Consider the following 11,157-nt stretch of genomic DNA (forward strand, 5'->3'; position numbering starts at 1 on the left):
CCCACACCACACACACCACACGCGCGCATAATGCAAAGCAGCACACAAACAGGAGCTCCCTAGAAAGGAGGTGATCCAGCCGCACCTTCCGGTACGGCTACCTTGTTACGACTTCGTCCCAATCGCCAATCCCACCGTCACCCACTCCCCCCACACGGTTAGGCCATGAGCTTCGGGCGTTACCAACTTTCGTGACGTGACGGGCGGTGTGTACAAGGCCCGAGAACGTATTCACCGCAGCACTGCTGATCTGCGATTACTAGCGACTCCACCTTCACGAAGTCGAGTTGCAGACTCCGATCCGAACTGAGACCAGCTTTAAGGGATTCGCTCCACCTCACAGTATCGCAACCCTCTGTACCAGCCATTGTAGCATGCGTGAAGCCCAAGACATAAGGGGCATGATGATTTGACGTCATCCCCACCTTCCTCCGAGTTAACCCCGGCAGTCCCCCACGAGTCCCCACCACAACGCGCTGGCAACATAGGGCAAGGGTTGCGCTCGTTGCGGGACTTAACCCAACATCTCACGACACGAGCTGACGACAACCATGCACCACCTGCACACCCCCAACCAAAAGCACCCCCATCTCTGAAGGCTCTGGGCGCATGTCAAGCCTTGGTAAGGTTCTTCGCGTTGCATCGAATTAATCCGCATGCTCCGCCGCTTGTGCGGGCCCCCGTCAATTCCTTTGAGTTTTAGCCTTGCGGCCGTACTCCCCAGGCGGGGCACTTAAAGCGTTAGCTACGGCGCAGAAACCACGGGTGGCCCCCACACCTAGTGCCCAACGTTTACAGCATGGACTACCAGGGTATCTAATCCTGTTCGCTCCCCACGCTTTCGCTCCTCAGCGTCAGTAACGGCCCAGAGACCCGCCTTCGCCACCGGTGTTCCTCCTGATATCTGCGCATTCCACCGCTACACCAGGAATTCCAGCCTCCCCTACCGCACTCAAGCCAACCCGTACCCACCGCACGCCCCCAGTTAAGCCAGAGGATTTCACGGCAGACGCAATCAACCGCCTACAAGCCCTTTACGCCCAATAATTCCGGACAACGCTCGCGCCCTACGTATTACCGCGGCTGCTGGCACGTAGTTAGCCGGCGCTTCCTCACCCCCTACCCTCAACAATACCCACGTATCACCTTGGTCAAGGGCAACAAAGGTTTACAACCCGAAGGCCTCCATCCCTCACGCGGCGTCGCTGCATCAGACTTCCGTCCATTGTGCAAAATTCCCCACTGCTGCCTCCCGCAGGAGTCTGGGCCGTATCTCAGTCCCAATGTGACCGGTCACCCTCTCAGGCCGGCTACCCGTCAAAGCCTTGGTAAGCCATCACCCCACCAACAAGCTGATAAGCCGCGAGCCCATCCCCCACCAAAACACCACAACAGTGCCTCTTTCCACCACCCACCATGCGACAGACAGTGAACATCCGGTATTAGCAGCCCTTTCAGACCGTTATCCCCAAGAAGAGGGCAGGTTACTCACGTGTTACTCACCCGTTCGCCACTCACCCACCCCAGAAAAACCAGAGCAGGCCCGTTCGACTTGCATGTGTTAAGCACGCCGCCAGCGTTCGTCCTGAGCCAGGATCAAACTCTCCGAACAAAAACAATCCAGAAACACCCAACCACCACAACCACCACCCACACACACGCAAGCAGCAGCCACAACAACCAGGCAATCCCAACCAAAAAACAACTCAAAAACAAAAAACAGGCAAAACAAAAACAAACAAACAACACACTATCGAGTTCACAAACAACACCCCACACCCCCAGCCACCACCCACAACAAGCAGCAACCACAAGAGCCAGGCACACCACCACAACCACAACAGGCCACAGCGACAAACCAAAACAATACCCACCACCCCCCACACCGTCAAACCCACACCACGTAACCTCCACCACACACATGCCCGTCGAACATCGTCTATCACACATTCATAGGAAGAATCTGATGTGACGTATGAACAATGCATCCGGAGGAAAACTGACGGCGAATCCGCAGCAGTTGATAGCAAAAGTGGTGCTGGACACCCCCGCATTAAGGGGTGTCCAGCACCACATCGCAAACCGGGTCAGGGACTCGTCATGGAGCCGCCGAGTAAGGTTCAGCTCGTTTACTTCGACATCCAGCCAAAGAGCTTTCCGAAACCGCTTCCGCCGCTCTTCGCCCTCGCTTGGGCGATCTCCTCGGCAGTGTGCTTACCGGGACACCACTGGGAGGCGGGCACTTGGGCCTTGACCAAGTCGATGTGTTGGCCGCATCCGGCCCAGGTGGTCTTTCCGCAGACAGAGCAGGTGACTGGACGGCACATAAGTGTTCTTCTTTCGTCGGGGTGGTGTGGATGATAGGGAAGAGCTGTCAGGAGTCGATGAGTCCGGGATGGCGAATCGCCCACGCCTCAAGGGTGAGCATTCCGCCTGACAGTGAGATGGCGGTGTAACCGGCGTCTTCAAGCATCCGAGCCGCCAGGTAGGAGCGGACTCCGGAGCGGCAGTGGACCGCGATGGGACGTCCGTCGGCGGCGTCGCGAACCTCATCCATACGGACGCGCAACTGTGTATGGGGAATCGCGAGAGCTCCGGGGATAGTGGGATCCTGGGCGACTTCACGGGGCTGGCGCACATCGAGGATGAGGTGAGTAGCGCGGATGGCTTCCAGATCCCATGGATACCAAAGGACCACCTGAGAATCGCGCACATTCTCGCCGACCATGCCGAGCATATTGACAGGATCCTTCGGGGCGCCGAATGGAGGCGCATAGGCGAGGTCGAGGTCCACGAGCTGTTCCACCGTCATCCCCGCACGGATGGCTGTGGCGAGAACGTCAATGCGCCTGGCGACCCCTTCCTCGCCGACTGCTTGAGCGCCGAGGAGGCGTCCGTCGGAGTCGATATGGGCGAGCAGTGCGATTGTCGATGCCCCGGGGAAGTAGCCGACGTGCTGCGCATGATGGACGTGCAAGGTGGTGAAGTCCTTGTCTGCCGCTCGGAGCTCACGGGCGTTGACGCCCGTCATTGCGACCTCGAGGTCGCCGACCCTCACAATGGATGTGCCGAGAGGAGAGGCGATCGGACGGGGGAAGGCGCGCGCGGAATCGGGCGTTGAAACCCCGGATTCTGACAAGACGCGGATAATGTCATCGGCAATGCGGCGGCCCGCTCGGCTCGCCGGGCCCGCGAGGGCGACGGGACGGCGCGCCCCGGTGGCGAAGATCGTCGAAGCGACGGCGTCTCCTGCGGCCCAGATCCGCGGTGCGGAGGTACGACCGAATTCGTTGACGCCAATGGCGCCATTGACGAGGTCAAGCCCCGCGGATTCGGCGAGCTCGGTACGTGCACGGGCACCGATGGCAACGAGGACGAGATCTGCATCGAGCGGCTCTATGCCCTCGACGACGACTCGCGCTCCGGCTTCGCCCTCGTCGATCGCCTTGACTCGCGCGCTCTCGATGACAGTGATCCCCAGGCGCTCCAATTCGATCCGGACGAGAGAGGAGAGTTCTTCCTCCACCGGGGGGAGGACATGGTCACTGCCCTCGACGAGCGCGACGTCCATGCCCGCGAGGTGGAGGTTCTCCGCGGCCTCGATACCGATGAAGCCGGCGCCGATGACAACAGCCCGCCCGCCCCGCTGCGCAATGGACCTCACTGCGATCGCATCGTCAATGGTACGCAGGCTGCGCACTGCGGGGTTGTCGATGCCGGGAATGGGAAGCCTTGCGGCGCGCGCGCCGGGGGCGAGGAGGAGCGCATCGTAGGAGAGCGTCTGATCACCGTCGGGAGTGCGCACAGCAACCGTCCGATTGACGGCGTCAACGCTGAGCGCTTCATGGTCGACTCGGATGTCGAGGTTGAGGGAGGCGGAAATTGAAGCCGGGGTCTGGACGCGCAGGGCTGCCTCGTCAGCGATTTCTCCGCCAACGTAGTAGGGAAGGCCGCAGGACGCCACAGAGATGTCCCGCCCCTTCTCAAGGACGATGATGTTCGCCTGTTCGTTGAGCCTGCGCAGACGCGCCGCGCAGCTCATTCCGGCGGCGACACCTCCGACGATGATGATGTTCATACGTATTCTCCATACGAGGGATGTTCAATTGATCCGATCATACCCCCAGGGGTATGATTAAGACGAACCTAGGACTATAAGAAAAGACGTGACCTGGTGAACGATTTCATCCCCGCCCCCGCTGTCCCTGTCGAACCTCTCAGCACGAAGACGAAAGAGGAAGCGCACAAGAAGACCCTGAATCGTCTGCGCCGCGCACGCGGACAGCTCGACGCAGTCATCCGAGCCGTTGAAGCGGGAGCGGACTGCCGAGACATCGTCACTCAACTCTCCGCTGCAAACTCAGCTATTCAGCGCGCAGGGTTTACCATCATCTCGACCGCCATGCGTGAATGCCTCACTGACCACGATTCAGAGACGCAGATCAAGGAACTGGAGAAGCTTTTCCTCTCTCTGTCCTAAGCAAGAACTGTGATTAAGACGGGCGTGACTATTCCTTGACCCTTCCCATAGGCTACACCTATCAGCAGCTGCACGACACGCAGGACTCCCATGATCAGGCAAGGCTTCGTTTATGTCCCCTGAACCTCAGACCGTGACTCAGACCGTCAATGAGTGGCTCCGGATCCTCAACGAGGCTCTCTACGGCTACATCCTCATCGCCCTCCTCATCGGAACCGGACTTTACTTCTTCATCCGCACGAAGGCACTGCCCCTGCGGATGTTCACTGAGGCCGTTCGCGTCGTCGTCGAACCCCCGGACAAGGAGGGGGAGATTTCCTCCTTCCGCGCACTCATGGTATCGACCGCCTCGCGAGTGGGCGTGGGCAATATTGCGGGCGTCGGCACCGCAATCGCGTTGGGAGGAGCGGGGTCGGTCTTCTGGATGTGGGTCATTGCAACGCTGGGCGGCGCATCCGCATTCATCGAATCGACGCTCGCCCAGATCTACAAGAGGCGCGGTCACGGCACGGACGACCACTCCATCGGTGGTCCCGCCTACTACATTCAGTTCGCCCTCAAGCGGCGCTGGCTGGCGGTCATCTTCTCCGTGACCCTCATCGTCACGTACATGGTCGGTTTCAATCTGCTCGCCGCCTTCAACGTCTCGGACGCATTCACCGTCTACTCCTGGTATTCGGATTCCTGGACGCCCCATGTCATCGGCGCCATTCTCGCCATCGCGATGGCCGTCTCCATTTTCGGTGGCACCCGCCGTCTCACGGCCGTCGCGGGCCTCCTCGTTCCGATCATGGCGACGATCTACCTCGCCATCAGCCTCGTCATCATCGCAGTCAACTGGCGGAACATCCCCGCCATCTTCGCCGCCGTCTTCAACGGCGCCTTCGACTTCGAAGCGATCTTCGGCGGATTCGCCGGTTCGGCGATGATGTACGGGATCAGGCGCGGCCTCTACTCCAACGAGGCCGGCGTCGGTTCGGCGCCGAACGCCGCTGCGACAGCGTCCGTCTCCCATCCCGCCAAACAGGGCCTCGTGCAGATGCTGTCGGTGTTCATCGACACGATGATCATCTGTACCATTACGGCCTTCACGATTCTCGCCTCCGGCGTCAACGGCGGCGAGGACCTCAAGGGCGCCCCACTCGTCACTCAGGCGATGGCGAGTACTCTGGGCGGCTTCGCCGTGCCGTTCACGACGTTCGCGCTCATGCTCTTCGCATTCACGACCCTCATCGGCAACTTCTACTACGCCGAGGTGAATCTGCGCTTCCTTGTCGGGCAGGATCGTCTCACGCCGATCTGGGCGCTGCAGATATTCCGCTCGGCGGCCGCACTCATCGTATTCTTCGGGGCGCTCATGGAGTTCTCGCTCGCGTGGAATCTCGGTGACCTCCTCATGGGCCTCATGGCGCTCATCAACCTGCCCGTCATCCTGATCCTCGGCAAGAAGGCCCTCGACTGCATGAAGGACTACCAGGCGCAGCGTGCCGCTGGGAAGAACCCCGTGTTCAAGGCGTCAACGATTGGAATCACCGACACACTCGACTACTGGCGGTGAAGCTCTGACTCGCTATAGGCCATCACCTACGCGGCCCCGCTCTCGCTGATACGCGAGGGCGGGGCCGTCTCATGTCATCGGGGGGTACACACGAGGACGCCTTGACGCGATACTGGTACCGAACCCATGACGACGAAGGAATTCTTATGCGTATCGAACATGTCGCCCTCTATGTCACCGATCTTGAAGCCGCACGCGACTTTTTCGTCGACTACTTCGGGGGATGCGCGAACGACGGTTATCACAATCCCCGCACAGACTTCCGCAGCTACTTCATCACCTTCGACGACGGAGCACGGGTGGAAGTGATGACGAAGCCTTCAATGGTCGACGATCCTAAAGCACTCGACCGCTCCGGTTGGGCTCATATCGCCTTCTCACTGGGCTCGGCCGAAGCCGTTGACGCGTTGACTGAGCGACTGCGCCACGACGGGTACACGGTCGTCTCCGGTCCTCGGACAACGGGTGACGGCTACTACGAATCGTGCATCGTGGGGATCGAAGACAACCAGGTCGAGATCACCATCTGACCGCGCGCCGTCCGGTTACGCATCCCCCGCACGAGGGGAAACGGCTAATCCAAGTTCTCTTCCACGATTCCGGGAGGCAGGTTCGATGATCGCTTGTAGCTTGATGACCGCGTGGCTCGCAGCGAGTTGAAGGACTCGCGCTTCGTGCGTGGGCGCAAGGGAAGCAACACGTCCACGTCGAACGATCCACTCGACTCGCGCTCTCAATTCGGAAAACGCTGCGATATATCTGCCGGATTGAGCTTATGAAAGTCCCTCATTGTTCCTTCCCTTGGATCCTGCGTGGGGCCCAGTCGTTGACGGCGGGGTGCTAATCCCGAGGACATTGACACTAGTCAGGTTCCGGGTCTGGTGACTTTCGAGTCGCCTCTCTCGATCATCTGAACGAGGGCGGGAGCACCCCCGACGGAGAAGCCCCGGAGCGGTTCAACACCGCTCCGGGGCTTCTCATTGCCGTCGCGTGGATTCACTCGGCAGTGGCCAGAAGAGCTTCCTCCGCCTCCTTGGTCCACAGGCCCTCACTGAGCCTGGCTGCAACCTCGGGGTACTTATCTGCAAGCTCGTTCACCGGGGTGAGGCCGAGGTCGTGGAGGGTCGGGAAGACCATGATCTTACCCCCCGATGTCCGGTTGATGACGGAGTTGATGGCGTCGCCGAAGCCCGCCATTCCGGTCACCGCCCATAGGGAGATCGTCGTGTCGATGACCCCCTCCTCGATCTTGCGCAGCACCGTGCGCATATCCGACACATCGGAACCCGAGGTGCCGAGCATGAAGATCTTCCGCTCGATAATGCCCTGCAGGTCGAAGTCGCCGAAGGTTCCGGCGGGGATCCCAGCGAATGCGTTGAGGATCGCGCCCTCGGCGCACATGTCGACGGCTTGCGATACGAGGGCGGGCACCGGCACCAGGCACGTGACGTAGGTGTAGCCGTACTCCAGCGGCGTCGTGGACGTGTTGATGATGTCGAGGGGCACGCCGTTCTTCTGCGCGGTCGGGCCGACGACAGCTGTGAGGTTCTCCAGGCGTTCATCCGACAGGTCGGTGCCGACGACCGACAGTCCGGGGACTCCCGAAGTGACGGCGCGCATCGTATGCATGACACCCATCGGGCCCGCTGCACCGATGAACGCACACTTGTCGCCCTCGCGTAGATCCCCATTGGCGGGGATCCACTCATAACCCTCAGCCGGATCAGAGCCAGTGGTGCCGCAGAAGCGGATGAAGTCGTAGTGGACGCGGCCGATGTCAAGGCTGACCTTGCGCCCGATGGTCCCGCCTCCCAGGGCGACGCACATGACGGCGCGGGTGCCCAGCAACAGGGAGGCCTTCTCGATCGTGTCGGGATCCGAGCCGAAGTAGATGATGTCGTCGAAGACCCCGCCGACGTCGGCGAGGCCCTCCGCGTCGACGCGGACGATCTCTGCGGGGGCGTGCGCCGCGGTCATTGCATCGACATCGCCCTCGCCGATGACGAGGAGTCGCCCGTCGTCCGCGAGATGATCGCGCTCCGCCCACGCGTAGGAGCCCTCAACAGTCGCCCACGGCTCAATGAGGCCGACCGCTGCGGCCGACGGTCCTTCTGAGACGTGGATGAGGAATTCCTCGCCACCAGGAGACACGACGCAGCGCTCGTCGACGACCGTGTACTCCTGCAGCGCGCCCTCGAAGTTGTAGCCGAATGCCCCATTCGACTTGGCGGTGCGCAGGTGCTTCCAGTCCGCTTGAACGAGCAGACGGTCCCCGACCTTGAAGCGGGTGACCTTGTCGCCGACCTCGACCACGCGGACGACCGGCTCGTGTCCGGGGACCGTCGGCTGCGTGCCGGGCCGATAGTTCGGGATGTCGGCGAGGGCATCGGGGCTGATTCCTGCGATGACCTCGGACTTGCGCGGATGGGTGTCGAATTGGTGGAGGAGTTTCGTGTCGGAGAAGCAGATCCCGCAGGCCTCCACTTTGAGCATCATCTGATGCGGGCCGACCGCGTCGATCGGCTTGTCGGTGTTGACGACGAACTCGTCGGCGCCAACGATCTGAATGGCGTACTGGGTGTCGGGGTAGGTGGTCATTGATCTTCCTTTACGAATGGTGCCAATAAGAACCGGTGCGGCGTCGGGCAGGGGCCACGGTTTCAGTTCATCATGACTTGGCCGCCGGTAACGGGCACCGCCTGACCGGTTTCATAGGCCTGTTCGACGATGTAGTAGATCGCGCGAAGGACGTCGATTCCAGAGGCGCCACGGCGCATCGGCACTTTCGACTCGTAGAATTCCTTGACATCGGCGACACTCGTCGCTCCGGGGACCTTCCCGGAGTTGAGGTACTGGACGAACAGTCCCTTCTCCGGGTCGGACCACAGGGGCCCGTCGTAGAAGTTCCCGGGGCAGATCGCATTGACTTTGACGCCGTGCTCGACCATTTCCAATGCGAAGGATTGGACGAGGCCGATGCCGCCGAACTTGGAGCCCGCGTAGGCTGCGTTCTTATTCGACCCGACCAGTCCCGACTTGGAGTTGATCTGGATGATATCGGTCAGCCATGCGCCCGCGGTCTGATGCTGGCGTGCCAGCAGTCCGCCGAGGTGCTTGGTCACCAGGAAGAAGGCGACATAGTTGATGTCTGTGGAGAGGCGGAAAGCGGAAGCGTCCTGTTCGAGGACGGAGCCCGCACGAACGATCCCCGCATTCGACACGACAAGGTCGATGCCGCCGGTCGTGCGTTCGATCTCCTCAGTCATTGCGGCGACCGAATCTTCGTCGGCGACATTCACGGTGATCGGATGGGTGACGGATTCTCCGAGTTCTTCGCACTTCTTCGCAGCGCCCTCAGCGTTGAGGTCCGCGATGTAGACGAAGCAGCCCTGGTCGACGAGGCCCTTGGCGATCTCAGCACCGAAGCCCTGGGCACCGCCGGTGACGAGGGCGACTCGCCCGGAGATCTCGCGCTCACCGCGCGGCGTGCCCGTCACTTCGAAGGTCTCCTCTCCTGCGGAGACGACGACCGGCAGTTCGGTTCCTGCCAGCGTCGACGCATCGAAGGAGACGAGGTCGTCGCCTGCGGGGAGGGTGAGTGCGGCGGGCTTGTCGGTGGCCCGCACGATGACCGGGCGTGCGAGGGCGGCCAGGAACAGTCCCCTCAGCAGCGGTGCAGTGCTCATGTTGATGTCCTTCGTTTTGTGTGGTCGCAGCGGCGACCGATGTTCTTCTGATGGGCGCCTGTCGGATGCTCGGCCCTGCGAGCGGCTCCGGGGTCAGACGCGCGGGGCGGAGGCGGCGAGTGTTGCCGGGTCCTCCCCGTCCGCGATCGCGCGTCCCAGCGGCGCATAGGATGCGATGCGCACGGCGAGTTGTTCGGGTGAGAGCCTCGAGTCGCCGAGCAGGTGGAGAGACGGGTCGATATCGGTGAGCGCCTCGTGCGCCACCATCGCCCAAGTCGCCTCGTTGAGGTCCTCGAACTGCGGGCTGCGCAGTTCGGGACAATTGAATGCCTGGCGCGGCTGGTTGATGTCGACGCCGGAGATCTCCAGCATCCCGTGCTTCATGGCGAGCGCATGGATGCGCTCGAGCTGGGCGCTTGTATTGCGCGGCGGCATGTAGGTGACGGCGCGCAACCCCTTGGCCTCCATCGCCTCGAAGAGTTCATCGAGGAACTCGTCTTCGAACTTCTCTGCCTTCTTGTCACCGGTCGGCGAGGCCGAGACATCGCCCAGGTAGGCGTAGGTGGCGATCGCTCCTACCGAGTCCGCGAAGGCGACCACCTGTTCAGCGGTCGGGCACTCATCGGTCGGCTGGATGTAGATCTGCGCGAGGTACTCGGACTTGAGGACGCCGAGCAGGTCGTACATGAGGTGCGGATTGTCTGGATCTGCGAGGGCGCCCTCAAGGGCGGGCGGGATCGACACACCCATGCGCTGAAGCCCCTCGACGAGGGAGGCGCCGCGACCGAAACCCCTGATGAGTGCCGTCGCCATCGCTGCGAGGAGGTGGCGCTCGGTGATGCCTCCCCCATTGGCGTACTGGGAGATTCCTACCATATCCGCCTCGGGGTCGAAGGGTTCGAGGCCGAGGCCGGTGAGAATCTCATTGGCGGCCCTCGCCATGGCGAGGGTGCGCTCCAGGCGCGCAGCGCGCTTTGGCGCGAGCCACTGGGCAACTGTTTCGCGTGAGGAAGCGGGGACTCCCTGAACGGTCATATAGGCGATGCCCTCGGAGTCCGGGTTGTTGAGCTTGCGGGTCGCGAAGGGACCGTCAGGGTCGAAGAATGCGCGGATCTCGAACCCCGTGACCGAGCCCATGGACAGCAGACGGCAGGCGGCGGTCATCTCGGGTGCTGCGACAATGGAGTCGTGGTCAACGGAACCGACGACCCTCAGACCTGCCCGGCGCGCGCCGAGTGCTGCGGCGGTCGGCGTGTAGGGGCTGAAGGAGTAGCACGTGTGGATGTGGTTATTCGATTCGGCGACCCACTCGGGGAAGGCCTCCGTCTCAAGGGTCTGTGCCAGGGCGTCGAGCCGCTCCTCCTGGCTCAGGCTGACATCGTTGGTAGCGTCCATCGGGTCCTCGCATCTGGGGGTGGAAAGCGGGTGAGTGG

At 61.8% G+C, this 11,157-nt stretch carries 7 protein-coding genes and 1 rRNA gene; 3 read left to right on the forward strand and 5 right to left on the reverse strand.

All coding sequences use genetic code 11. From position 1 onward, the window contains the following. Window positions 1-63 precede the first annotated feature (63 nt). Window positions 64-1,612: ribosomal RNA gene (locus tag BQ7471_RS06425) — 16S ribosomal RNA — on the reverse strand. Window positions 1,613-2,374: 762 nt separating this feature from the next. Beyond that, the gene (locus BQ7471_RS06435) at window positions 2,375-4,078 is read right to left on the reverse strand and encodes an FAD-dependent oxidoreductase (RefSeq protein WP_076465054.1); all 1,704 of its coding nucleotides are present in this window, start codon (window positions 4,076-4,078) and stop codon (window positions 2,375-2,377) included. A 96-nt stretch (window positions 4,079-4,174) separates the two neighbouring features. On the opposite strand from BQ7471_RS06435, the gene BQ7471_RS06440 reads away from it, so the two are divergent. The 3 genes from BQ7471_RS06440 (at window position 4,175) to BQ7471_RS06450 (ending at window position 6,568) form a co-directional block, all read left to right on the forward strand. Next, a complete protein-coding gene (locus tag BQ7471_RS06440; RefSeq protein ID WP_235821249.1) occupies window positions 4,175-4,480 on the forward strand; it encodes a metal-sensitive transcriptional regulator in 306 nt (101 codons plus the stop codon). Between the two features lie 112 nt (window positions 4,481-4,592). Continuing rightward, window positions 4,593-6,038, forward strand: a complete 1,446-nt coding sequence (locus BQ7471_RS06445; RefSeq protein ID WP_076465056.1) for an alanine/glycine:cation symporter family protein — start codon at window positions 4,593-4,595, stop codon at window positions 6,036-6,038. A gap of 146 nt (window positions 6,039-6,184) precedes the next feature. Beyond that, window positions 6,185-6,568, forward strand: coding sequence for a VOC family protein (locus tag BQ7471_RS06450; RefSeq protein WP_076465058.1), 384 nt, complete (start codon window positions 6,185-6,187; stop codon window positions 6,566-6,568). A 466-nt stretch (window positions 6,569-7,034) separates the two neighbouring features. On the opposite strand, the gene BQ7471_RS06455 is transcribed toward BQ7471_RS06450, so the two are convergent. The 3 genes from BQ7471_RS06455 to BQ7471_RS06465 form a co-directional block, all read right to left on the reverse strand. Beyond that, window positions 7,035-8,636, reverse strand: coding sequence for an alcohol dehydrogenase catalytic domain-containing protein (locus BQ7471_RS06455; protein ID WP_076465060.1), 1,602 nt, complete (start codon window positions 8,634-8,636; stop codon window positions 7,035-7,037). Window positions 8,637-8,698: 62 nt separating this feature from the next. After that, a complete protein-coding gene (locus BQ7471_RS06460) occupies window positions 8,699-9,724 on the reverse strand; it encodes an SDR family NAD(P)-dependent oxidoreductase (RefSeq protein WP_076465062.1) in 1,026 nt (341 codons plus the stop codon). 93 nt (window positions 9,725-9,817) lie between these two features. Further along, the gene (locus BQ7471_RS06465) at window positions 9,818-11,119 is read right to left on the reverse strand and encodes a histidinol-phosphatase (RefSeq protein ID WP_076465063.1); all 1,302 of its coding nucleotides are present in this window, start codon (window positions 11,117-11,119) and stop codon (window positions 9,818-9,820) included. Window positions 11,120-11,157 lie beyond the last annotated feature (38 nt).

This window comes from Actinomyces mediterranea (genome assembly GCF_900155595.1).
Classification (GTDB): domain Bacteria; phylum Actinomycetota; class Actinomycetes; order Actinomycetales; family Actinomycetaceae; genus Pauljensenia; species Pauljensenia mediterranea.